General features: G+C 47.6%; 20 protein-coding genes. 5 read left to right on the plus strand and 15 right to left on the minus strand.

Features of this window, described 5'->3' with window-relative positions; genetic code table 11:
- The first annotated feature begins 52 nt into the window (after window positions 1–52).
- Window positions 53–1,630 (plus strand): phosphoglycerate dehydrogenase, encoded by a 1,578-nt coding sequence (gene serA, locus Q0101_RS00650; protein WP_297941452.1) that lies wholly within the window; start codon window positions 53–55, stop codon window positions 1,628–1,630.
- A 657-nt stretch (window positions 1,631–2,287) separates the two neighbouring features.
- Here the strand turns inward: serA and Q0101_RS00655 are convergent.
- From Q0101_RS00655 to Q0101_RS00665, 3 genes are all read right to left on the minus strand, one after another.
- A complete protein-coding gene (locus Q0101_RS00655; RefSeq protein ID WP_297941453.1) occupies window positions 2,288–3,049 on the minus strand; it encodes a DUF3137 domain-containing protein in 762 nt (253 codons plus the stop codon).
- A gap of 417 nt (window positions 3,050–3,466) precedes the next feature.
- The gene (locus Q0101_RS00660; RefSeq protein ID WP_297941455.1) at window positions 3,467–5,629 is read right to left on the minus strand and encodes a DUF1007 family protein; all 2,163 of its coding nucleotides are present in this window, start codon (window positions 5,627–5,629) and stop codon (window positions 3,467–3,469) included.
- Window positions 5,630–5,632: 3 nt separating this feature from the next.
- A complete protein-coding gene (locus tag Q0101_RS00665; RefSeq protein ID WP_297941456.1) occupies window positions 5,633–6,532 on the minus strand; it encodes a zinc ABC transporter substrate-binding protein in 900 nt (299 codons plus the stop codon).
- 114 nt (window positions 6,533–6,646) lie between these two features.
- Between Q0101_RS00665 and Q0101_RS00670 the strand changes: the two genes are divergently transcribed.
- Both Q0101_RS00670 and Q0101_RS00675 read left to right on the plus strand, forming a co-directional pair.
- Window positions 6,647–7,000: an HTH domain-containing protein gene (locus Q0101_RS00670; protein ID WP_297941457.1), complete on the plus strand. Its 354-nt coding sequence runs from the start codon at window positions 6,647–6,649 to the stop codon at window positions 6,998–7,000.
- 134 nt (window positions 7,001–7,134) lie between these two features.
- Window positions 7,135–7,575: a hypothetical protein gene (locus tag Q0101_RS00675; RefSeq protein ID WP_291939615.1), complete on the plus strand. Its 441-nt coding sequence runs from the start codon at window positions 7,135–7,137 to the stop codon at window positions 7,573–7,575.
- A gap of 853 nt (window positions 7,576–8,428) precedes the next feature.
- Here the strand turns inward: Q0101_RS00675 and Q0101_RS00680 are convergent.
- The 4 genes from Q0101_RS00680 to rpmB form a co-directional block, all read right to left on the minus strand.
- On the minus strand, window positions 8,429–8,659 hold the full coding sequence (locus Q0101_RS00680) for a YdcH family protein (protein WP_177387402.1): 231 nt from the start codon (window positions 8,657–8,659) through the stop codon (window positions 8,429–8,431).
- 246 nt (window positions 8,660–8,905) lie between these two features.
- Entirely contained in the window at window positions 8,906–10,099 is a 1,194-nt protein-coding gene (gene argJ, locus Q0101_RS00685) for a bifunctional glutamate N-acetyltransferase/amino-acid acetyltransferase ArgJ (protein WP_297941459.1), read from the minus strand.
- Window positions 10,092–11,222, minus strand: a complete 1,131-nt coding sequence (locus Q0101_RS00690) for a potassium channel protein (RefSeq protein ID WP_177387602.1) — start codon at window positions 11,220–11,222, stop codon at window positions 10,092–10,094. Before Q0101_RS00690 ends, argJ begins: the two co-directional genes overlap by 8 nt.
- 18 nt (window positions 11,223–11,240) lie before the next feature.
- A complete protein-coding gene (gene rpmB / locus Q0101_RS00695; protein WP_291939605.1) occupies window positions 11,241–11,432 on the minus strand; it encodes a 50S ribosomal protein L28 in 192 nt (63 codons plus the stop codon).
- 143 nt (window positions 11,433–11,575) lie between these two features.
- Between rpmB and rpe the strand changes: the two genes are divergently transcribed.
- Both rpe and Q0101_RS00705 read left to right on the plus strand, forming a co-directional pair.
- On the plus strand, window positions 11,576–12,217 hold the full coding sequence (gene rpe, locus Q0101_RS00700; protein WP_297941461.1) for a ribulose-phosphate 3-epimerase: 642 nt from the start codon (window positions 11,576–11,578) through the stop codon (window positions 12,215–12,217).
- A 21-nt stretch (window positions 12,218–12,238) separates the two neighbouring features.
- Window positions 12,239–13,045: a 3'-5' exonuclease gene (locus Q0101_RS00705; protein WP_297941462.1), complete on the plus strand. Its 807-nt coding sequence runs from the start codon at window positions 12,239–12,241 to the stop codon at window positions 13,043–13,045.
- Between the two features lie 409 nt (window positions 13,046–13,454).
- Here the strand turns inward: Q0101_RS00705 and Q0101_RS00710 are convergent, their stop codons facing one another.
- The 8 genes from Q0101_RS00710 to bamD form a co-directional block, all read right to left on the minus strand.
- The gene (locus tag Q0101_RS00710) at window positions 13,455–13,589 is read right to left on the minus strand and encodes a hypothetical protein (RefSeq protein ID WP_297941463.1); all 135 of its coding nucleotides are present in this window, start codon (window positions 13,587–13,589) and stop codon (window positions 13,455–13,457) included.
- Window positions 13,590–13,867: 278 nt separating this feature from the next.
- Complete coding sequence (locus Q0101_RS00715; protein ID WP_297941464.1) at window positions 13,868–15,004, minus strand: glycerate kinase; 1,137 nt, start codon at window positions 15,002–15,004, stop codon at window positions 13,868–13,870.
- A 334-nt stretch (window positions 15,005–15,338) separates the two neighbouring features.
- Entirely contained in the window at window positions 15,339–16,715 is a 1,377-nt protein-coding gene (locus Q0101_RS00720; RefSeq protein ID WP_297941466.1) for a GntP family permease, read from the minus strand.
- A gap of 1,027 nt (window positions 16,716–17,742) precedes the next feature.
- Complete coding sequence (locus Q0101_RS00725) at window positions 17,743–18,165, minus strand: Sua5/YciO/YrdC/YwlC family protein (protein ID WP_297941467.1); 423 nt, start codon at window positions 18,163–18,165, stop codon at window positions 17,743–17,745.
- Window positions 18,166–18,178: 13 nt separating this feature from the next.
- Window positions 18,179–19,078 carry a DMT family transporter gene (locus tag Q0101_RS00730; protein WP_297941468.1) on the minus strand — a complete coding sequence of 300 codons (900 nt, stop codon included), beginning with the start codon at window positions 19,076–19,078 and terminating at the stop codon, window positions 18,179–18,181.
- 182 nt (window positions 19,079–19,260) lie between these two features.
- Entirely contained in the window at window positions 19,261–19,902 is a 642-nt protein-coding gene (locus Q0101_RS00735) for a hypothetical protein (protein ID WP_297941469.1), read from the minus strand.
- 293 nt (window positions 19,903–20,195) lie between these two features.
- Entirely contained in the window at window positions 20,196–22,706 is a 2,511-nt protein-coding gene (lon, locus tag Q0101_RS00740) for an endopeptidase La (protein WP_297941470.1), read from the minus strand.
- A gap of 8 nt (window positions 22,707–22,714) precedes the next feature.
- On the minus strand, window positions 22,715–23,362 hold the full coding sequence (gene bamD / locus Q0101_RS00745; protein WP_297941471.1) for an outer membrane protein assembly factor BamD: 648 nt from the start codon (window positions 23,360–23,362) through the stop codon (window positions 22,715–22,717).
- Window positions 23,363–23,559 lie beyond the last annotated feature (197 nt).

Consider the following 23,559-nt stretch of genomic DNA (forward strand, 5'->3'; position numbering starts at 1 on the left):
TCCTCCCGCAAGGCATCCCCGCCTTGCGGATCCACTTCAAAAGGTAAATTTAATGAAAACTATCATAGTCTGCGACGCAATTCACAAAATCGGTTTTGATATGCTTAAGCAGGAATCGGACGTTAAAGTAATCGACGCCACGAGCGTACCCAAGAACGAGCTATACGGAATTTTAGGCGATGCGGACGTCGCGATTACCAGAAGCTCTACGGCGGTGGATGAGAAATTTCTAAATGCCGGCACCAAGCTAAAAGCGATCGTGCGTGCGGGCGTCGGCGTCGACAACTGCGACATCGACGGTTGCTCCAAGCGCGGCATTATTTTGATGAACGTACCGACCGCAAACACCATCGCCGCGGTTGAAATGAGTATGTGCCATCTACTAAATGCGGCGCGCAAATATGTAAATTCCTGCAACGATCTGAAAATTGATAGAATTTGGAAGCGCGAGAAGTGGTACGGCACCGAGCTTTATAAAAAGAGCCTAGGCATCATCGGCTTTGGAAACATCGGCTCGCGCGTAGGAGTGCGCGCGCTCGCGTTTGGGATGAACGTCATCGCCTACGATCCGTATATCGAACCCGAAAAGGCCACGAAGCTCGGGGTAAAATATACGAAAAATTTCGATGAAATTTTATCTTGCGACTTCATCACGATCCATACGCCGAAAAATCAAGAGACGATAAATATGATCGATGAGCCGCAAATAGCGAAGATGAAGGACGGCGTGCGCCTAATAAACTGCGCCAGAGGCGGGCTGTATAATGAAAAAGCGCTCGCAAACAATCTACGCAGCGGCAAGATCGCGTATCTCGGCATCGATGTTTTCGACAAAGAGCCTGCGACCGATCACGAGCTTTTGGATATCGAAAATTTAAGCGCGACTCCGCATCTTGGAGCAAATACGCTCGAATCTCAAAGCAATATCGCCAGGGAAGCCGCGGAGCAGGCGATCAGCGCCGCGCGCGGCTTAAACTATCCAAACGCTTTAAATTTGCCGCTTAAGCTCGAGGATCTGCCGCGCGGTATCGAGCCGTATATAAATTTAGTCTCCAAAATGGCTTATCTTGCGGCGCAGATCAACAAAGGCCCGATCAAATCGATTCACATCGAGGGCAGCGGCGAGGTGGTTCAGTATCTAAAATCGATGCTCGTTTTTGCAATCGTAGGCGCGCTGCACGATTCTTTGGGCGATTCGCTAAATTACGTCAATGCTAAATTTCTTGCGGATGAAAAGGGGATCGAGACGAGCTTCGGCGAGCTTGCAAACAGCGTCTATAAAAGCGAGATCGCGGTAAAAATCATGACCGACGAGGCGATCTCAAACGTCGCGGGTACGGTCTTTGACGGCAGCGAGGAGCGTATCGTAAATATCGGCGGATTTAAGACCGATTTTAAGCCGAAGGGCAAGATGATAATCTTCAAAAACACCGACGTGCCGGGCGTTATCAAATCCGTAAGCACGATCCTAGCCGACGAGAACATCAATATCGCGGACTTCCGCTTAGGCAGAGGCGAGGAGGGGGACGCTTTGGCGGTCATTTTGGTCGATTCCGAAGTGCAAAAAAGCACGCTCGATAAACTAGCGGCTCTACCAACTTGCCTAATGGTGCGCTACGCAGCGCTTTAATCCTTTTCCGCTTAGGAGGCGAAATTTTAAATTTCGCCTCGTTTTAATTCTTTATAATTTGAATTTACAATCCAGCCTATGACGGCGTTTGATGAGGCGATGCAGGAACGCGCGGCGAGGATTTTGGCGGAACTTGACGTGCGTACAGAGCCGGCGCTTGAGGTACGTTGCGGTATGAGCCAGGCAGATACCTTTTAGCGTGTGGCTTTTGTAAGCGCCGCACGCTCTAAATTTAACTCTCGTCTCAAGCTTGCTTTTAAATTTAAATTTCATCCTTGCAGAGCCGCTTTAAATTTCATAATCGCGAGCGCTGCCGATTAAATTTTGCCGCTATGCGGGTTTGGTACTAAAAGCCAGAGGCTGCGATGCGAAACGCGGTAAAATTTTATTTTGGGCATGAAGAGCTAAGCAAGAGTCGCTTCCAGGAAGCATCGGAGCGTTAAATTTTATTTATAAGACAACGTCAAGGCGCTTTTGCCTCAAATTTATTTGCGGCAGGCGCTTCATCTCTCTAATCGTATCGCCCGTTTAAATTTGGCAGCCGCCGAGAGATCGCACTGCTGATTAAATTTTACGTTTTTGTCGAAATTATGCTTCGGTAAAATTCCACCCGGACTAAATTTAGCCAATACAAAATTTCAGCCGTAATGCGCCCTGCTAATTTGTGAGTTTAAGCGTTTCGATTAGGCTTAAAATTTTGCGTATCTGCGTTTGGTATTCGCGCGCGAGCTCTATGCTAGCAGGCCTACCAAAAAGCGTAGTTTCAAAAAGATCGGGCGCACCGTTTAAAAATAGATATAAGCGCTCATCCATAAATACCGCGCTCAAGCTAAACTCGCCGTTCGTTTCGCGATTTATTTCGCGCAGACGCTCCATAAACGCGGGCGTTAGCAGATAGCGCGCTTCTACTTTGTCATCCGCAAACACGCGAAAATCGCGCATAAAATCCACATCGTCCATCATCTCTTTTTCGCCGAAGATCTTGGCGTTTAGCTCCCTGCTTACCACTATCGTTTTACCCGAGGTTTTTTTCTCGAGCTCGCAGATCAGTACGTTGCCGTCAAAGTCCATATAGTTATCGTAGAATACTTTGATCAACATAATCGCCGCTATGAGCGGATTATCCGTTTTCATGTAAAACCTACCATTACTATGTACCTCGCTGAGGCTAAATTTAATCCCGCAGTACACGCCCGTAATCCGATCCTCGCTTTTGATCCTAGATTTCCTATAAATTCTAAATTTTTGAAATTCCTCCTCTTGCATGCCGGTATATGGATCGTATTTTAAACCGGCATCTATATCGTTTATTACGGCGCGGACGAATATCTCTTTATAAAATTTGTAGTAGCGAATTTCTGCTTCGGTTTTTTGACCGGCGCAATGCAGAAAAAATATCCAAAAGTGAAAAAGGATCAAGACGCTCGAAAATTCGGCAATTTTTATTAGAGGAGTGTCTGCTTTAACGCCGCTCAGATACGCTAATACGAACAGGACCGCAAAAAAGGCGGCTATACTGAGGTAGCGGTATCTATTAAAAGCTCTAGCGCACGCTTTTTGCTCGATTAAAGTCTGCGAAATAGCATCTTGCAAAGAAGGCGACATATTTATTCTTGAGAAAATTTCGCCGTATTGTAGCGAAATTTAGCGGAATTCATAAAGAGCGAATTCCGCCGCATAATTAAATAGTAGAGATCGAAATTTAATTTACGCAGTCCGTGCGGCGTAAAATTTTACGTTTTGAAATTAGATCCGCACCGAATTGAAATTTAACGCATCGCATAAACCTATATTTCACGCGAGCTGCTTTTTAAAATTTGCATCCGAAGCTTGCAATCACAGTATCCTGAGGGTGTCTGAGATGAAATACATAAAAACTCCGAGCCCGAACATCACGAAAAGCCCCGCAAATTCTATGTAAAGCTTCAAGCTTACGAGCCGCTTCGAGCTTAGCTCGTTTGCCTTCGCGCCGAAAAGCGCGGCTAGAAATATCACGACACTCATTCCAAAACCGATGAAAAGCGCACTTGCGACGCTAAGCGCGAAGCTTCCGAGGCTGAAGGCAAGTACAAAAATCAGGATCGTGCCGGGGCAGGGCACAAGCGCCGCTGCAAGCGCGATAAGCCACTCGCGACCTTTCTCGCCGCCGCCAGTCGCGCCATTTTGCAGCGAGCGAGACGAGGTTTGGTTTTTTAAATTTGCAGAATTTAAAGCCTGTTTTTGCTTGTTTTGGCTAGACGAGTTTTCTTCTAGGCTTGCGGTTAAATTTGAATCCGAATTTGGTTCTGCCGCTGCGGCGCCTAAATTTTTAGTATCTAAATACTGCGCGGATTCGCCGCTAGGGGTTTTAAATTTAGAAAATTTATAGCTCTTTGACGCTGCGCCAGCGGAATTCTCGGCGTTTGCAAATGCCGTATTTTTTAAGCGGGAGTCCGTATCTGCGGTCTTTGCGGCGGAAGCGCAAGCAGCGCAGGAGCAGCCCGCATCGTGGCTGGCGCCCGATCTTACGCGGCGAGCTTTGTCGTAGATGATGAGCGCCGTTATGACGATGATCAGAAGTGCCGAAATTTTCGTTGTGATCGAGGCGGAGTTTGCAGAGACGAGCCCTGCAACGTTTTGCAGCACGAACATGCTCGCGCTTACTAAAACGAGCGCTCCTAGTACGTGTAGAAGCCCGATTTTAAGGGCAAATCCGAAGGCTTTGACGTAGCTGCCGCCATGGGCTAGGAAATAGCTCGCCGTTAGCAGCTTCGCGTGCCCAGGGCCTGCCGCGTGGAAAAAGCCGTATATGAAAGAAAGCGCTAGGACCCACAGGATCGTGCTTGCGCTTGCATGCTCGCTGCTTGCGCGAAATGCCGTTTTGAGGCTTTTCATAAAATCCATCGTCTTTTGCGCGACAAATCCCAGCGAGACCTCTTTGTGCTGCTCGCTTGAAATCTCGTCGCTGTCGGATGTGGCGCCGTTTTTGTCTGCGTTATTTTGCGCTAAATTTAAGGAGCTCTCCTCGGGCGGCGTCGCTAGATTTTGCGTAGAATGCGCGGAATTTAAAGAATTATCTCGTCTCGCCGACAAATTTTGCCCCGCGCCTTTATCTACAGACGGCGCAGAATTTGCGGAACCACCTTTTGCTTGCGCGTCTTTTTTTGCGGCTTTATTAATCTGCGCGATAGTATCCGAAGCGGCTATATTTTTTTGCGCCTCTGCTGCAGCCTCCGAAACGATATCGCCGACGGATCTTTGGTTTGATCTGCGCGCCGAGCTGGCATTAGGTTTTGTTTGCTCGCCTTGCGCAAGTTTGCTCTCTGAGCCCGCAAGGCTCTGCTGGCTAGATGCAAGGCTATCCTGCGCTAAATCGGAGTTCGGCGCACTTGAAATTGGCGGTTTTTTATCTGCGATCTTTGGTTTTTCGCCGCTAAATTCTATAAAAGTGGTGGCTAAATTTGAATTAGGCTTCGCTACAAAGCCCTCGCCCAGATTAATGGGCTTGTCGTCAAGCATTTTGAAATTGAAAAATCCCTGATCGTCGTTAATGGAAATTTTAAGAACGCGGTTATTGCGCAGCTCAAAGCCGACCTTTTGATCAAACTCAAACATGAGTCTGCCCTTTTTGACGAGGCTTATTGCGTTTTTAAAATTTCCCTTGATCTGCGTGCCTACGAGGTTGCTAAGCGCGGGCTTTGCGTTTTTTGGCGCTTGATCGTAGAATTCCGCCTCGCAAAGATAGTTTTTGGGGGTTAGGTAATCGGTCATCGCCTTAGTTATCTCGGCAAGCTCGCTATTTTCAAGCTTGCCGTTGGAATTTATATCGTAGGTCTGCATTATGACATCGGTAAAATTTTGAGAGAAAAGCCACGAAAAATGCAGGCTCACGATCTTGCCGTCTTGTGCGACGGGGGTAATGCTAACGTGCGCAGTGGGCGTGTATAGGGCGCACAGAGCGCACGCAAATATCCGCGAGCTAAAGATCGCGGATAAAAGTAAAATTTTAATAAATTTCATCAACTACAAATTTTCTCCGAAAACGTCGATCGTCTTTTTCATCGTCTCGTACCAATCTAGCGGCAGCTGATCGATCTCCATCACCTTTGCGCCTGTTTGTGCGGCGATGGTTTGCGCTGCCTTTTTGGAAAACTGCGGTGCGACGAAAATCACCTTGATCTTTTCCTCTTTGGCTTCCTCGATTAGCTCGGCTAAATCCGCAGGCTTAGGCTCTTTGCCCTCTACTTCGACTGCGATCTGCTCTAAATCGTATCGATGCGCGAAATAGCCCCAAGACGGATGATAAACCATAAATTTCTTTCCCTTGACGCCCGCTAATTTTTGCTTTGCGTAAGCGTCCAGCTCGTCAAGCTTTTTGGCAAATTTATCGAAATTTGCTTCATAAATTTTAGCATCCTTAGGATACTGTTTGGTTAACGCGTCTTTAATATTTTTAGCTTGAATTTTTACAAGCTGCGGATCGAGCCAGATATGTGGGTCTAAACCGCCGTGACGATGATGGTGCTCGTGCGCCTCGTGATCTTTGTCACCATGCTCATGATGTGCGTCATGATCGTGTTCGTCGTGATGGTGATGCTCTGCCATAGCCATTTTGGTAATGCCATCTTCGGTGCGGATTATCTTCATCTTCGGATACGATGCGGCAAGCTTTGGTAGCCAGACTTCATCAAATTCTATACCGACTGAAAAATACAGATCGCTATTTTCTAGCATTTTCATCTCCGAAGGCTTAGGCTCGTATGTGTGCGGATCGGCGCCTTTGCCGACCATCGTATTTACCTGCAGAGTATCGCCTGCGATCTGTTCAACAAAATACTTCGTAGGAAGTATGGTCGTGGTGACCGTAGGTTTGGCGAATGCTACGCAACTAGCTGCTAAAAGCGTGAAAACAAGCTTTTTCATAAAATTCCTTTCCAAAAAAAATTGCGGAAGTATATCAAAAGCAACTTAGTTGCAACTTAATATAAATTTATCTAAATTTCGCTATCATCGCTTAAATTTTAAAAAAGGCGTAAAATGGATCCCAAAGATTTTTTAGCGAGTCACGATATCGCTCCTACAGCGCTTAGAGTGCATATCGTGCAGATCCTAAGCGAGAAAAAATGCCCGGTAAGCTATGATGAACTAGTAGAACAAACGGGTGCGAATAAAACCACGATATATCGCAATATAGCGCTTTTGGAAGAGAAAAATTTGATAATTACCAGCGAAAATAATCATAAAAGCTTTTATGAGCTCACCGACGGCGCAAAAGCGTATTTTGTCTGCGAAAACTGCCATAAAATGGAGGAGATTTCGATGCCAGCTTTGCCACAAAAAAATGTCAAAAGTGTGCTCGTGCGAGGATTGTGCGAGAAGTGCGGCGGCTGAGGCGAGAAATTTAATCAAAAGCGCCAAAGAAATTTGGCTAAAACGCTAGGGCAAAATTTAACCGATTTTTAACGGATTTTTATAAAACAAACGATATAATCCGAGCGTTTCATATTTTAAAAGGGAAAAATTCAGTGAATAAAAACGATACGATAAAAGCAATAGAGAAGTTTGTAAGTTCTCAAGAAATGACGATGTTTCGCCTGAAAAAGGGTATCTACGGCGATGCGATGAAAAATCTTGATCAGGTTTTTACGCCGTATAAGGAGTTCGCCGAGTTTTTCAAAAATCCCGCAAATAGACTGCAAGAGTTGTTAGGCAATATCGCGTACGAATCGATTTTAAACTACACTGAAGCAGGGCTATCGCACTGCGAGAAGATCCACTCGATCTATTTTGTGGAATCCAAAGGACTTTTCAAAAGTGGGCTAAAGTATATCGAGCCTGATGCGACCGCGAGAGAAAGAGCCAAGAGTTATTACGACAAATTGCTGGAAAATAATGAGAAGCTTAACGAATATATCGATATCGGCTTGCAAAGGCTACATGGCTTAGAAGCGAAGGTTTTCGAGTAGGCCAGGTTAGTTTTGGGATTTGATTTGCGTGGCGAAATTCTATCGCAAATTCTTGGCGCTTAAAATTCTATGATTAAATTTCACACCTTTTACAGATCCACTTATACTATTTAATTCCGCGTTAGCGCCGCTTTTAATTGCACATATAACAAATAGGTTAGCTTTAGGAATTCCGTGCCGGCAGGCATTATCCGATACGATCAAAGAAATAATCTAAATTTTTAAAGCTCAACGAAGCGGGTTAAAATAAGCAAGCTTGGCTAAATTCCGTGGAGCGACTAAAGCAGGCTCTAACATAAACTAGTGCTTAGTTGGAGGCTGCGAATTTGAAATTTCGCGGCTAGCGCGAACGGGAATTTAAAATTTTAGCGCTTTTAAATTCCTTCGAAATGCGGAATTTTAAAGTAGGTATTGCGCCCGCAATAAGCAAAACGCAGGATTTGAAATTTTCTAAAAATGCTCGCTGCAAAGTAAAAATTTAAGAGCCAGGCTGCAGGGCGACGCAGCGTAAATTTTAATTTACTCTGTAGCGCAAAACGCATTCAGCAAGAGATATTTTCGGAAACAGAAGGGGCGGTAACGAGCCGAGATGAGTTATATTTATCGTGCTAATTGCATTTAGATATCTACAGTTATGTAGCCGATACGTAAAAATTATTTAGTGGTGTCAATATGGTAAAGCGTGCGGTATAAATTTTAACTCGTTTTGGCGCGCTGTTTTTATTTATCGTGCGAGGCAAATTTAAGCGGCTAAACTTATTGCGATTAGAAAATTCTAAACACGGATTAAAGCTTAGCGGCGAAATTAGCCTTGCTAGCATTCTGCTGCATCTTAATTTCGCCGCAAGCAACTTTATTTATCTGCCTTTTCGGCTTTATATTGCGCTAACAGGGTGCCTAGCTCATCTTTTATGCGAAGCTTTTCTTTCTTCATCGCATCGATCTCCAGATCGCTCATATGCACTCTGCCGGCTTGTGCGTCGGCGATCTTGTGATCCAGCTCGTCGTGCTTCTCAAAAAGCGAATCAAATCGCGCGTTTTTGCCTTTTAACTCAGTGATTAAATCTCTGTATTCATGAAACATGTCTACTCCTTTAAAAAATTTATTCAAGTATATCAATAAAGCGCTTAAAACCTAATTTCAGCTATCAAATTTAGACTGAATTTCACGCATGAAATTCCAAATTTTAAGAGATGAAATTTTAGTTTTTAAAAATTTAAAACAGGCAAATTTAAATGATAAAATTTTAAGAGCAGAGCTCTAAAACCCTGCCGCTATTCGCTATTTTCGAGACGAGATTTTTATTATGAAAGAGTAAGCTGTGAATCTTTATGATCTATAATCGGCGTTGATTTTTACGTAGTCGTAGCTAAGATCGCAGCCGTACGCGCTAAACTCGCCCTCCCCGAGCCCTAAATCGCACCAGATCGTAAAGCTTTTTCGTTGCATCACGGCGTGAGCTGCAGCTTCGCGCGCGGCGTCCAGCTCGCGATTTTGCGCGTCATAAAGCAGCACATCGTCGTATTTAATACGCAGCTTTTCTTCGTCGCATTCGATACCGCAGGCGCCTATGGTCGAGGCTATGCGACCCCAATTCGGGTCTTCGCCAAAGATCGCCGTTTTAACAAGCGGCGAATTGCTTAGCGCCTTTGCCGCCCTGCGGGCATCCCCAGCATTTGCGGCGCCGCTTACTTTAAATCGCACCAGCTTGGTTGCGCCCTCGCCGTCTTTTACCAGCATTAGCGCAAGCTCATGCGTAAGGGCGTTTAGCGCGGACGCGAAGGCATCCTTTTCATAGGCGCATTTAGTGCTGCTGCAGAGCATAATCGTATCGTTGGTGGAGGTGTCGCCGTCGACGCTTACGGTGTTGAAACTCTGCTCAGCCGCCTTTTGTAGCAGCTCGTCCATATCCGCGCGTGGGATTTTTGCGTCGGTTAGGATGAAGCAGAGCATGGTCGCAAGCGCAGGATTGATCATACCCGCGCCCTTGCAAACGGCTGCGATATGAAATTTCTCGCCGTTTTCTAAAGAAATTTCATACGCAAGCTCTTTTTTTATCGTATCTGTCGTCATAATGGCGGTGGCTAGGGCGTCCGAGTTTCGTGCCGAGAGATTAAAATTTTGCGCGGCGGCGATAATTTTTTCCTTTTTGAGGCGGTATCCGATGACGCCGGTGGAGCTCATAACGGGGTTTATCAGAGCGGTCTTTTTGCCAAGCTCGCTAAAAATTTCATCGATGTCCGCGACGCCTTGCTCCCCGGTCATCGAGTTTGCATTTTTAGAATTTACGAGGATAAAATTTGTTTTAAGCTCCCCGCCCGCGCGCTCTTGCGCTCTTTTGAAATGCCTAATCGGCGCGGCTTGAAATTTATTGCTCGTAAAGATCGCGCTTACGGCAAAGGGCTCGTCCGCGCGGATAAATCCTAGATCGTTGCCCTGTTTTTTAAAACCCGAATTTACGCCGTCAAAATAAAAGCCCTCGACATTTTGCAAACCGCCCTCAAGCTTAGTTATTTTAAACATATCTCATCTCCTGTGGCTTGTATTTGCTGCGGATGAGTTTTTTAGTGTTGCGGATGCCCTCTGCCGTGCCGATGACTAAAAATTTCACCCCAGTACCGATGAGGTAGTCGCCATCCGGCATCGGAATGAAGCGGCTGTTGGGCTCTTTGATTCCCACGACGTCGGCGTTTGTAAAATCGCGCAAGCGAGTTTCTTTTAGACGCTTAAAGCGGATCCACGAAAAATCGGGCACCGTAATCTCCTCGATATCGATAAGCGAGTCTTTTTTATACAAAAACCGCTCCAAAATGTTTTCCATATCGGGGCGCACGCTGATTGCAGAGAGCCTTTGCGCGGCGAGCTTAGAGGGTGAGACGATAGAATTTGCGCCGAGTTTTTTTAGCCTCTCGGTGTCGCTGTCATCATCGCTATTTGCCATGATGAAGTAGGGGGTGATGCGACCAAGCTCCTTTTCGTATAGGCGCACTAGCGAGATTATTGCGATATTATCGGCTAAATTTGGACTTAGTGTGATGACGGATTTTGCAGATGACAGATGCGCTTTTAGCATTGTAGTTTCTACATGCGGCTCGCCTACGATGAAATATGGATAGCGGTTTTCTTCAGCGATTTTGGCTAGAGCGGGATCAGGGTCGATCACGACAAAAGGCAGATGATTTTCGCGAAACTGCTTGGCAAGCTCGGCGCAGTAGATGTTGTTGTAACAGATAATGTAGTGGTTTTTGAGCCTTGCGATGTTATTGATCATTCGTTGCTCCCTAAGTAAATTTTGAAGTTTGCCGTTTTTTATGACCTCGACGACGACGCCCAGGCAAAACGAAAAGGTTCCAAAGCCCATGAGGATGAATAAGACGGTAAAAATTCTACCCGCGGGCGATATCGGCGCTACTTCGGTAAAGCCTACCGTCGTAAAGGTCATACCCGCCTGATAAAAGGCATCCACGAGCGAAAAGCCCGCTATAAAGACATAGCCTAATGTGCCGATTAGCATCATCAGCACGATGGTTATAAGTGGTAAGCGAAAAGGGCGTAGCTGGTCGTAAATTTCCGTGTAGAGGTTGATGTCCGGCTTAGTCGAGCCGGACCAGTCGAGGAATCGCTTGATCTTGTCCAAAACAGACATAAATTCCTCTTTAAGAGGTTATTTTGATTGCTTTTTCATAGTTCGTAGAGTTGAGGCGGCGACTTTGATTCGTCTGGTTGAGCCGTCTTGTAGCTGAACGCGGATGGTGCGTAGATTGACCTGGAATTTCTTTTTGGTCCTGTTATTTGCGTGGCTGACGTTGTTTCCTACCATCGCACCTTTGCCGGTGATTGCGCATCTTCTTGCCATAATAAATCCTTGATGATTAAAATAAATGGCGATTATAGCGAAAAAATTTCAAATTATGCTTAAAATTCGCCGCGGTTTAAATTTAGCGAAATTTATGACAAAACTAAGTAAAATTTCGCATCTTAAAATTTTAAAGGAATTTTATGTATGTAGCACCCAGCATCTTATCGGCGGATTTCGGAAGGCTTGCGGAGGAAATCCGCGCAGTCTGCGAAGCGGGCGCCGATCTCATTCACGTAGACGTGATGGACGGACATTTCGTACCCAATCTTACGATCGGACCGCTCGTAGTAAACGCCGCGGCAAAGGCGAGCAGCAAGCCTTTAGATATCCATCTGATGGTTAAAAACGTGCCGTTTTTCGTCGATCTTTTTTTACCGCTAAAGCCGAAATTTCTTAGCTTCCACATCGAGGAGGAGACCCATCCGCTGCGCCTCATAGATCATATCCGCCGCAGCGGCATCTCGCCCGCGGTCGTGCTGAATCCGCACACTCCGCTTAGCGCGCTGGAGTTTATCTTGGGCGAAGTGGATATGGTGCTTTTAATGAGCGTCAATCCGGGCTTTGGCGGGCAGAAATTTATCCCCTCGGCGCTTGAGAAAATTAAGCAGCTGCGCGAGCTGATCGATCGCAAAGGCGCAAAATGCCTCATCGAGGTCGATGGCGGCGTAAACGGGCTGAATATCGCAGGTATCGACGAAGCGGGCGCCGACGTCGTGGTAGCGGGCAATTACATATTTTCTTCAAACGACTACGCGGAGGCGATCCGTGCGCTTAAAATTTAGGCGCAGCACAGGGGTAAAATTTTGACGCATAGAATCGAAAATCTCATAAATTTACTGGCTCAAAAGAGTATAAATTATTACGATTTTATTGCTAAAGCAAGCGATATTGCCGAAATTACCGAGCTTTTCGAGCCCAAAGACCTCTCGATGTGGCGGGCGCTGGGCATAGAGATAATAAAACTAGATAGCGGCAAAATCACGCTCAAGACCCGCGAGACGGACATTTCGGATGAAATTTTTTGCTTCGTGGATATCGAGACGAACGGCGGGCTCTCAAACGGACAGATCATCGAAATCGGCGCGATAAAAACGCGCGGCACGCAGGAGCTGGGTCGCTTCGAGAGCTTCGTTTACGCGCCCGTCGTGCCCGAAAATATCACGGAGCTTACGGGGATCTGCGCGGAGGATCTGGTGGGCGCTCCGCCGCTAGCTAGCGTGCTGGAGCGGTTTAGGCTGTTTTTAGGCGATAGCGTTTTTGTGGCGCACAACGTCAAATTTGACTACGGCTTCATCGACGCGAGCCTGCAAAAATGCGGCTTCGGGATGCTTTTAAATCGCAGGCTCTGCACCGTCGAGCTCGCGCGCCGCACGATCGAGGCGCAAAGATACGGGCTCGGCTCGCTAAAAGAGCTTTTAGGCGTGCAAAACGTCCATCACCGCGCATTTAGCGACGCCGTTTCCTGCTTTGAAATTTTTAAATTCGCTCTAAAGCGGCTGCCGTGGAGCGTGCAAAGCACCGAGGATCTGATACTTTTTAGCAAAACCGCAAAGAGCCTGGCGCTGCCTAAGCCGCAGATTTCGGGGCGTGGCGAGGGCGAAATTTTATAAATCGCGCGCTGAATTAAGAGATGAAATTTTAGCGAAATTTCGCGCCGCCGCCATCTTTGTAGAAGCGCGATTTTGCGATTGAGCGGTCTTTTTCGCCTCAAGACGGACATATCGCGGGCTAAAATTCGAAATGAAGTTTATAAAGCGGATCGCTGCTTTTAAATTTACGTTGCAAATCTCATAGGCTGCGAATACGGCGGTCAAATTTTAAAATTCTATCTGTTTTAATCATGTCTTGCGGAATGCATTGCGAGGGACCGCGAGCCGCTTGATTGGAAAATGAGTTTTAAATCGCGCCTTGCGTATGTATCGCGCGCAGTAAAGTAAAATTTCGCGCCGCCCCTTAACCGCCCCCCCCATTTCTGAAACGCGCTAGAATTTCGGCAAAGCTCCGCTTTAATGTAAAATTTTATCTGCTTACCCGTGGTCTATGGTGGATGAAATTTTGCCGCCCGTCGCAAGCTGCGTATAGTATTTGCTTGCCGCTCATGCACGTCATAGCCCTTATCCTCTTGCCGCAAGCCACCGCTTTACCAACGTCCATCGTTGTAGGCTCTCGCCTGCTTCTTCGCGTATATTTTTGTGCCTTGTAAGCCGCACGAGCGCTGCATCTGCGTCAAGATCGCGCCGTGCCTTTAAAGCACGCAAATCTATCCTGCATAAAATTTCGCTTCTTCGCTGTACTCGCTTTCTGCCGCACTTTGTCGTGCTTGTCTGCCGCGAGCCGTCGCCGCCTTATTTCGCAACCGCACATGCCACGCATACATACCGCGCTCGTTGTAAGCTCTAGCGGGCGCGCCTTAAAATTTCAGCCCAAAAGCCCTATTTGGCGCCGCGTCCGAGCAAGAACAATCTCATCGCTTGTTCGGCGACGCGGGCTAAATTTTGTGTCGCGGTCTCTTTTTCCATTGCGCGCTCAAGGCTCATAGGTTCGTTTAGGATGCAAAAAAATGCGCCTATACCCCGCTCATTACAGCCGCCGGCACAGGGCGAGATACCGCCTGCCAGCGCGATTACGGGCACGCCGTAGGAAGCGGCGATCTTCGCAACACCGCAAGGGGTTTTGCCCATTGAGCTTTGAAAATCGAGCCTTCCTTCGCCGGTGATGACGAGCTCGGCGCCTTGCATATCGCGCTCTAGTCCGATCTCTTCGGTGATGATGTCGATGCCTGGCTTAAGCGTCGCGTTTAGAAAGCTTACGAAGCCAAAGCCCAGCCCGCCGGCAGCTCCTGCTCCGGGACTATTCCAAAGCTCGCGTCCGAGGTGCTTACTTACGACGCTTGCGAAATTGATAAGACCTGCATCAAGTTGCTTTACCATCGCCGCATCCGCGCCCTTTTGCGGGGCGTAAATATATGCCGCGCCGTTTTCGCCAAAAAGCGGATTATCCACGTCGCAGGCGATAAGAAACTCGCATTCTTTAAGATGCGGCAGCACCGAAGTGCAATCTATCGTGGCGAGTTTAATCAGATCCTCGCCCACTCCCGCAAGCTCTGCGCCATTCGCATCTTTAAATTTAAAACCGAGCGCGCGCAGCATACCCATGCCCGCGTCATTCGTAGCACTTCCGCCGATGCCGATGATAAACTTTCGCGCGCCGTGTGCGATCGCATGCGCTATCATCTCGCCAAAGCCATAAGTGCTCGTTTTTAGCGGGTTGCGGCGCGATTTTTCGATGAGCGGCAGACCTGATGCGGACGCCATTTCTAAGATGCCTAGCTCGTCTTTTAAGGCGTAACGCGCGGGCGTTTTTTCGCCTAACGGGTTTGCTACGATGACGTCCATAAACCTAGCTTTTAGTGCGTCGGCAAGGGCTTCAACGCTTCCTTCGCCGCCATCTGCGATAGGTTTGACGAGCACCTCGCAGCCTAGCTTTTCGATGCCTGATTTTACGGCGTTGCCCGCCTCAAGCGAACTAAGCGAGCCCTTAAACGAGTCGATCGCGACCAAAACTTTCATATTTTTCCTTTAGCTAGTATTTTAAAATTTTGGAATTTTACAGCGCATAGACTAAATTTACGATGACAAGACTGAAGCAAGAGTAGAATTTTAAAATCTCGTTGCCAAATTTATGGGGGCAAATTTTAAAATTTCATGTCGTGGAATTTTAAAATTTCGCTCCTTGAGGCTTTGTGTGTAAATTTAAAACTCCGCTATACGAAATTTTAATACTAGGGCATTTGCGCGGTATGGCTAGCTACGTAAATTTAAAGAATTTTATGTAGCTAGCCGATGGTAGATGCCCGTAGCGCTCCGCACTGATTTAGCGCGGTAGCGGCTAGAATAAGCTAGCTTAGATCAAAAACAGCGACAAAACCCACACGCTGATCATGCCTGTGATGCCCATAATTAGGGTTAGCATGGTTTGGGTGCGGTAGCCTTGCTGAGGGTTCATCTTACTAAAATTCGTAACAACCCAAAAGTAGCTGTCATTAGCGTGCGAAACTGTCATCGCGCCCGCTGCGATCGCCATTACGACGAGTGCGCCGGACATTTCGGAGGTGAAGCCCAGTACCTGCATCAGCGAGCCGTCTGCGTTAAATGCGCCCATAATCGAAGCTGTAGTGATGATCGCCACGGTGGAGCTTCCTTGCGCGGTTTTTAAGATGGCCGAGATTAAGAACGGGAAGAAAATACCCGCGGCTTTAATCGCAGTCGCATTGTCCTTGATGTAGGTTACAAAGCCGGCGTCGGTGATGACCTTGCCTAGTACTCCGCCCGCTGCGGTTATAAAGAGGATCGGGCCTACGATTTTTAAGGATTCGTTGGTAATCTCGCTAAATTCGCCTAGTTTGCCGGTTTGTGCGAGCAAAAATACCGCAAAAACTACGCCCAAGGCTAGCGCGATGATAGGATTTCCTAAAAATTGTGAAATTTCGCCCGCAAATCCGCCTACTTTTAGGATCTTGGCGACGGAGCCTAGCGCCATAAATAGGATCGGTACCAAAATAGGGGCTAAGCTTAAAAATCCGCCCGGTAATTTGCCGTATTGTTTAAGCAGATCGTCGTAGCTTTTGGCGATGACTTCATTCGCTTCGGCTTCGCTTATATGGACGCTTTTGGCGACTTTTTTAGAAAAAAAGTATGTGGCGATCAGCACCGGCAAGGACACTACCGCGCCCATTGCGATTACGAGCAGCAGATTGCCGCCTAGACCCACGGCGCCTGCTGCGGCGATCGGTCCGGGAGTCGGCGGGATGAATACGTGTGAGGCATAAAGTCCGCCGGAGAGCGCTACTGCTAGAGCGACCGGATTTTCGCCGATTTTTTTGCTGATCGCTTCGCGGATCGGGTTTAAAACGACGAAGCCGCTGTCGCAAAATACGGGGATACCTACGATCCAGCCCATTATGAGCATCGCAAGCTCGGGGCGCTTTTGCCCGACTACGTTTACGACCATATCGGCGAGTTTGAGCGCCGCGCCCGTCTTTTCGAGCACGGTGCCGATGAGCGCGCCGAAGATTATGACGATACCGATACTCTTAAACGTGCCGCTAAATCCGTCGCCGATAATCGCGGGGATCTTGGCTAGCGGTATGCCCGCGACGATCGCGAGCGCCAGGGAGATAAGCATTAGCGCCAAAAACGGGTGAACGCCTGCTTTGGAGATCAAAAAAATCATCACGACGACCGCTATGGCGAAGCAGATGATTAACGCAACACCGCTCATAAAAGCTCCTTGAATGGATTTAATTTGCCCGCAAGCGGTTTAAGCTAAGCCGTTTGCGCTTCAAATTTAATGCGGTAATTTTAGCGAAATTTTAATATAAAGCAAGAATGGCGGCGCTAAATTCATGAAAATTTATGATTTATGCAGTAATGAAGGAATAGCTAGCGGAGTTTATCGGTTGGAATTTATCGGTGCCGCACGGCGAGAGGTGGTTTAAATTTTAAAATTTGCAGCGTTTGGCTTGACTCACGTTGCGCGACGGCGGAAATTTTATCGCGGATCTGTCGTCGTGGCGCAGCAATGGGGGCGGTGCGATTGCGCTTTAAACGCAGGTTTGGCAGCTAAAGGGCGTAAGTGATGCGGACGGCTTTGCGGCGCTTGCTGCGGCAGCGGCGATCAAAGGCGTAGTATCGGCGGCAGCAGCGATGAGGCGGAAACAATGGAATTTTGACATAAGATCGGCGATGATAGAATTTTGATCGCAAACTACTTGCAGTAGCGGCGATAAAATTTTAATCGAATAGGTGTCGGCAGAAGCGGCGGAATTTTAATTGAAAGCAGGCAACATGGGTAGAGCTTCGATCAAAAAATGGCGCGTAGCGACTCGGATAAAAACCGGCGGCAATGCCTGATCTCCAAAATTTTGATCCAGAACACTCGGGATGCGAGAATTTCTAGCGATAATCTTAGCTCGCCCGAGTTAAAATTTTGATCGAGTATATGGCGATAGAATTTCATTCAAAGCTAGCAGTAGTGAAATTTTCAGCTTCGAGAACGGCGGGAATTTTATTACTTGAAGGCAGTGGGGGGGGGATTTACAGCTTTTTATATGATTTTTCGACGAGTCTGTCGTGATCTTTTCGCGATTTTTTAAAATTCCAGACGGTATTTGCGAGGTTTATATGTGACGAAATTTTACGGTTCGGTAAATTTATAAAGCCATTTAAATTTACAAAGTCGCTTAAATTTATAAACTAGCGCCTCTTTTTTGAGCGCTCTTTGCGCGTGTAAATTTTAATCGGCAGCTCTATCTGATCCGCAAAATTTTAGTTTTTGAAATTTTATAAATTTTCGAGCTTGCGTTTTGGCTGAAATTTTGATCCACGATCTCGTCTGCCACCTCTTTCGCCCAGGCTTCGTCGAAGTTTTGTCCATTTAAATTTGCGCTGCTGGAGTAAAGCCAGTCAAATTTGCGCAGAAATTCCTCGTGAGCGCACTCTTTCACGATACGCACGGCCTTGGCGTTTGGGTATAAAAACGTTGTCTTTCTCGCGCGACGCACTAAATTTTTAAATTTAGCGGGCACACGAGCGAGATTTTTTAGCTCGCTAAGCTTTGCCGTCGTTATGAGGCAGGGTTTGTCCGCCGCTCGGCGTTTGAGTGCGTTTATCTCGCGAAAATCCTTACTCAAAAATCCCGCCGTCGTATCGGTCTGCGCCAAATAGATCATCTCTCCTCCAAATTTACGCCTTTTTCCTATCTTTGGCCAGCAAAAATATGCACGAGATAATGAGCGTAAAGCCCGCAAAATCAAGAAATACGAACTCCGTCCCCAGCCAAAAATAGGCAAACGCCGCCGCGCTCACCGGCTCGATGCACGCTATCATGCTCGCCCTGCTCGCGCCTATTATCTTTAGCCCCGTCATGTAAAAGCTAAACGCGCATATCGTGCCTAAAATCACCACCGCGACAAGCGCCGCAAAGCCGTCTGCGTCGCTCACGCCGCCCAGCTGCCAAACCCGCGTGTAAAGCGCAAGCGCGCCGCCGCCGATGACCATGCCCCAGCCTAAATTTAACGCGACGGGGTATTTTTGATTTAGCTTAGTCGGGATGAGGCTGTAGATCACGACGCCAAGCGCGCTAATGAGGCACCAAACCAGCGCCTCTGCGCTGATAACGAGCGAGCCAAGATCGCCGTGAGTGGCGAGCAACACGACGCCCAGCACCGCGAAAATGAGCGCGATGAGCTCGACCTTTTTAGGCACGCGTCGTTCTAAAAAGCAAACGACGGCAAGGATGAGCGCGGGCGCGGAGTACTGGATCACGGTCGCGACGGCGGCGTTTGAGAGCTCGACACCGCAAAAGTACGAATACTGTGTCATCATAAGCCCAAAAAACGCGTAGATGAGCAGCTGCGGCAAAAGCACGCGATCTTTTAGCGGAGCGAGGGCTAGGCGCGGCGAGCGAGCGATGTAATACGCTACCATCGCAAGCCCGGCGAGGCCTAGGCGGTAGGGCACGAGCCAGTCGGCGCTAACGCCCTTTTGCGTGAACAGATACTGCCCGCAAACACTGCTAAATCCCCATAATACGCCGCCAAGAAGCGTGATGAAAACGCCGAAAAATTCGCTCTGTGATCTCATTTGCCGCCTTAAATTTAAAGCCAAAGTATACAAGCTTATGCTTAAGCTGGGGTTAAATTTGGGCGAGAGCTGGCGGGGCGAAGCTAAATTTTGATTAAAGCGTTTCGCGCGTAAAATTTGAGCTAACTTTGGCTCATTTATTGACGAGTGCGGTCAAATTTAAACAAGCTTTAACGAGTCGGCTAGCGACATCCGAAAATCCGTCCGAAAAACGCAGCCGTTTGGCGAGCCCTAAGCAAAATGAACGCCCGAAGCTGCCTGCAAATCTGCACAATAAGATATGCCGACATCATCACACAAAAATTCGCAATGCCAAAGCCGATCATTTCATAGTATGAAAATAATTCTAGCCTCATCTGTGCTATGAACTCTCGCGTCGGGCGATAAGAGTGCCATATGCTATAACCAGAGTAAAAATCATCCAGTCCGCCGAAAATCAAAAAACATACGATAAGCGCAAATAAAATAATGCCTTGCGAAAGCGCTTGGGCGTTGCTTTTATTTTCCTCAAGCCTACCGGTAGCCCCTTTTGTCACGCCGTAAAGTCCCGCAAACAGCAAACAAACTAGCATAAAAAAGCACAAATAGCTAAGATGAAACGACGCTACGTCGCCAAAGGCGGTTTTAGTCTGCGCTACGCTTATCGCAGGATAAAAATCCGCCATAAATTCCGTAAAGCCTCTAAAATCTGCGTGAGCGGACAAGATGTCTTCGGGCACGATAAATAGGCTTAAAGCAGCCAAAACATAAGCGATCAGGCTAACAAAAAAGGCGATTTCAAGCTTCCTTGCGGCCAATCTTAATCTTACTTTTAGTCTTATCATTTTCTTGCTTTATATTTTGATCGCAAACGGCACAAGCGGGAATCTAAAGAAATTTTAAATTCCGCGCGCCATGCGGTAGGATTTTAAAATTTCAGAGTCTGTGGTAGTGCTCAGCCAAATTTAGAATGCGAATTTAACCTATAAATTTGGCTGAATTTACGGACGTCAAATTTGCGGGCTAAATTTGACATCCGAATTTACGGTTTTAGTTTCTTAACCTCACCCGCCGCTCAGATACTCCTGCAGACTCATAACCTCCAGCGCGCAGCTAAATTTAAAGCGGCACTTTAAATTTAGACTAGCGCCAGCTTCAGCACCTCTTCGATCCGATCTACCGGCGTTATTTTCAGATCGTTTTTGACCTCGTCCGGTATCTCCGCCAGGTCGCGCTCGTAGTTTTTGCGCGGGATCAAAACCTCGGCGATTTTGGCTTTGTGCGCGGCGATGAGCTTCTCCTTAAGCCCGCCGATCGGCAGCACCTTGCCGCTTAGCGTGATCTCGCCCGTCATCGCTAGATCGGCGCGTACCTCGCGCTCGCTTAAAATCGACGCAATCGCCGTGCTCATCGTGATGCCGGCGCTCGGTCCGTCCTTCGGCGTCGCGCCTTCGGGCACGTGGATGTGAAGGTCGAATTTATTATAAATCTGCTCCGAGCTTTCGGAATTCTCCTCCGCGTCTAAATTTCGCGTCGCCGCAGGGCTTTTAGATGCGCCGCTATTTGCGCGCAATGCGGAGTTTTTGCCCGCGCGTGAGGCTTTTGCGGCGCCCGCCCCCATGTCTTGAGCGGCTTTGAGCTTGCCCTCGTCGATCAGCACCTTTACGACGCTAAAGGCGATTTGCGCGGATTCTTTCATCACGTCGCCGAGCTGGCCCGTGATCGTCATCGCGCCCTTGCCTTTGATCTTGACCGCTTCGATCTTGAGCACGTCACCGCCTACCGCAGTCCACGCAAGCCCGTTTACTATGCCGATTTGATCGCGTTTTTCAACCTCGTCGATCTCGAAAACCTTCTTATTTAGGAATTCGCTTAAATTTTTCGTCGTAACGATGATCTTTTTAAACTCTTTGTCTTTTAAAATTTTAACCGCGACCTTGCGGAAGATCGCTGCGATCTGGCGGCGCAAATTTCGCACGCCGCTTTCGCGCGTGTACTCTTCGATGATCTCGGCAAGGGCTGCGGGGTTGATCGCTACGTCGGCGGCTTTGAGCCCGTGGCGTTGCAGCTCCTGAGGGATCAGATAGTCTTTGGCGATCTGAAACTTCTCCTGCGGCGTGTATGAGCTAAGCTCGATAAACTCCATCCTATCGCGCAGCGGCGCGGGTATGAGAGATACGTCGTTTGCCGTGGCGATAAAGATAATCTTGCTAAGATCGATATTGAAATTTAGATAATAATCCCTAAAGCTCGAGTTTTGCTCTGGGTCTAAAATTTCAAGCAGAACCGCCGTCGGATCGCCCTTGTATGAGCTTGAAATTTTATCGATCTCATCAAGCACGATGACGGGGTTCATCTGATTTGCCTCGATGAGACCTTGCACGATGCGACCCGGCATCGCGCCGATGTAGGTGCGGCGGTGTCCGCGTAGCTCGTTTACGTCCTCGAGCCCACCTAAGGCGATGCGGATAAGTTTGCGCTTAAGCGCGGTCGCGATAGAGTTCGCAAGGCTCGTCTTGCCTACGCCAGGAGGGCCGTAGAAGCACAAGATCGCGCCGCCGTTTTTGCCGTCCTCTTTACTCTTCTTGCTGCTTGTGCCGCGAAGCTCCAAAAGCTGCTTTAGCGCGAAATACTCCTCGATGCGCGCCTTGGGCTTTTTTAGCGAGTGGTGGTCTTTATTTAGCTGAGCGGTAACGCCCTCGATGGACATCTTGTGTTTGGCGGTCTTTTCAAAAGGCACCTCCAAAACCCAGTCCAGATAGCTCTGCACTAGCCCCGCATCGGCGCTGTCCGGATGGAGACGGGCAAATTTATCGATCTGCTTTTTGATCTCTTTGTAGGCATCCTCGCCCAAATAGGGCTTTTTAGCCTCCAGTTTTTTGCGGTACTCCTCGATCTCGACATCGCGATCGGCATCGCCGCCGAGCTCCTTTTGGATCTGTTTGAGCTGCTCTTTTAAAAAATACTCTTTGTTCGTCTTGTCGATCTTGGAGTGAACTTTGCTTTTGATCTCCTTTTCGAGCCTTTGGGCTTCGATCTCGTCGGAGATGTAGTTGATGAGGTTGAAAAGGCGCTTTTGCAAGTTGCTCTCGGTAAAAAACGAGTAGGCTACCTGCTTTTTTAACCGCAGTGCGCTTAAAATGAGATCGCAGACGCGCGTGGCGTCGGTGCCGTCGTCGATGGTTTTTAGTAGATCGTTCGGGAAAAAATGCGTGAGCGTGCTAAGCGTCTTGGTTTTTTCCTTCAGTACGCTTACCAGCGCGTCTAATTTCTGGTCATTGCCGCGCTCGTCGTGGATGATATCGACGGTAGCGATTAGCGGATCTTGCGAAATTTCTTTTACGATTTTGCCTTTTAGCGCGCCTTGAAATAAAATTTTAACCCGACCGTCGGGAAGCGGTACGGTTCTCATCACGGAGCCCACGACGCCTGCGTTATAGATACCGCCGAAGCTTCTATCGCCGCTAAATTCCGACTTTGAGCTTACGACCATTATCATAGATTCGTTCTTGGCGGCTAGATCGAGAGCCTTTTTGTTATGCTCGTCGCCGATGAAAAGGGGCGCTATCATAAACGGATATAAAAATAGCTCGTCCTCGACGATGATAGGCAGATCGCTCGGGAAGGTTGTATTTTGTATCAGTTGCATCGCTCCTCCTACTCAAAAATCGCGCGATACCAAGGCGAGCGAGGTTTGATGACGTCGGTACCGTTTAATGGGGATTCTTCGATGCGCTGCTCGTAGATTTTGGCGGAACTTTCGCGGTCGGTACGCTGGTAAAGGTCTTTGATGTCGATATTTAGCTGATGCTCGGCAAGTCTGAGCTTCGTTAGCATCGTCTCAAGTAGCGGACGATACTCGCTCTGCGGATATTCAGCTATAAATTTTCGAATTTCGTCGATGCTGTTTAGCATTAGCTTTTGGTTGCGGTTCGGGCGGCTAAAGGAGTCGAAATTTGCTCTGATCTTTAGAAATCTCGCATATTCGATCTTTTGCGTCGTGCCGTAGAGGCGGATATACTCGTCTAGGTATTTGTTTGCTTTCTCATAGTTTTCATCCTCCACAAAAGCCCACGCCATAATGAGTGTCATCTCCTCAAGCAGAGGCGAAGCGATATGCTCGCTAGAAAAGCTAGTATAGTGCTTCTCGGCATCCTCCATGCTGGCGTTGTTTATATCTTCTAAAATTTTAGAATACCATGCCTCGGGGCTTAGATTAAAAAGCTCGTCGTCGCCTTTGCCACTGCAGCCGCCGATAAACGCGATAAATAGGAGAGCGGATAGAATTTTACTTAGATTTGTCATAAAAAATCCTTGGAATTTATTTAGCTTGTAATTTTATAGTCTTTGAGTAAATGCAAGCTTAAATTCCGCGTTCAAATTTAAAAATGGAATTTCTTTAAAATTTTTATGCGTTCGGGCTTAAAAATCTTTGTAAACCGAAAAAATTTACGCGATAAATTCTAAATTTAAGTTTAACAATAGTATAATTAGCGCCGATA

This window comes from uncultured Campylobacter sp. (assembly GCF_937921625.1).
Taxonomy (GTDB): Bacteria; Campylobacterota; Campylobacteria; order Campylobacterales; family Campylobacteraceae; genus Campylobacter_B.

Excerpts from the sequence above, each read along its gene's own strand:
- serA (WP_297941452.1), top strand. The coding sequence starts at position 53 with ATGAAAACTATCATAGTCTGCGACGCAATTCACAAAATCGGTTTTGAT.
- Q0101_RS00660 (WP_297941455.1), bottom strand. The coding sequence starts at position 5,629 with ATGAAATTTATTAAAATTTTACTTTTATCCGCGATCTTTAGCTCGCGG.
- Q0101_RS00665 (WP_297941456.1), bottom strand. The coding sequence starts at position 6,532 with ATGAAAAAGCTTGTTTTCACGCTTTTAGCAGCTAGTTGCGTAGCATTC.
- Q0101_RS00670 (WP_297941457.1), top strand. The coding sequence starts at position 6,647 with ATGGATCCCAAAGATTTTTTAGCGAGTCACGATATCGCTCCTACAGCG.
- Q0101_RS00680 (WP_177387402.1), bottom strand. The coding sequence starts at position 8,659 with ATGTTTCATGAATACAGAGATTTAATCACTGAGTTAAAAGGCAAAAAC.
- argJ (WP_297941459.1), bottom strand. The coding sequence starts at position 10,099 with ATGTTTAAAATAACTAAGCTTGAGGGCGGTTTGCAAAATGTCGAGGGC.
- Q0101_RS00690 (WP_177387602.1), bottom strand. The coding sequence starts at position 11,222 with ATGTCTGTTTTGGACAAGATCAAGCGATTCCTCGACTGGTCCGGCTCG.
- rpmB (WP_291939605.1), bottom strand. The coding sequence starts at position 11,432 with ATGGCAAGAAGATGCGCAATCACCGGCAAAGGTGCGATGGTAGGAAAC.
- rpe (WP_297941461.1), top strand. The coding sequence starts at position 11,576 with ATGTATGTAGCACCCAGCATCTTATCGGCGGATTTCGGAAGGCTTGCG.
- Q0101_RS00710 (WP_297941463.1), bottom strand. The coding sequence starts at position 13,589 with ATGGACGTTGGTAAAGCGGTGGCTTGCGGCAAGAGGATAAGGGCTATG.
- Q0101_RS00715 (WP_297941464.1), bottom strand. The coding sequence starts at position 15,004 with ATGAAAGTTTTGGTCGCGATCGACTCGTTTAAGGGCTCGCTTAGTTCG.
- Q0101_RS00720 (WP_297941466.1), bottom strand. The coding sequence starts at position 16,715 with ATGAGCGGTGTTGCGTTAATCATCTGCTTCGCCATAGCGGTCGTCGTG.
- Q0101_RS00725 (WP_297941467.1), bottom strand. The coding sequence starts at position 18,165 with ATGATCTATTTGGCGCAGACCGATACGACGGCGGGATTTTTGAGTAAG.
- Q0101_RS00730 (WP_297941468.1), bottom strand. The coding sequence starts at position 19,078 with ATGAGATCACAGAGCGAATTTTTCGGCGTTTTCATCACGCTTCTTGGC.
- Q0101_RS00735 (WP_297941469.1), bottom strand. The coding sequence starts at position 19,902 with ATGATAAGACTAAAAGTAAGATTAAGATTGGCCGCAAGGAAGCTTGAA.
- lon (WP_297941470.1), bottom strand. The coding sequence starts at position 22,706 with ATGCAACTGATACAAAATACAACCTTCCCGAGCGATCTGCCTATCATC.
- bamD (WP_297941471.1), bottom strand. The coding sequence starts at position 23,362 with ATGACAAATCTAAGTAAAATTCTATCCGCTCTCCTATTTATCGCGTTT.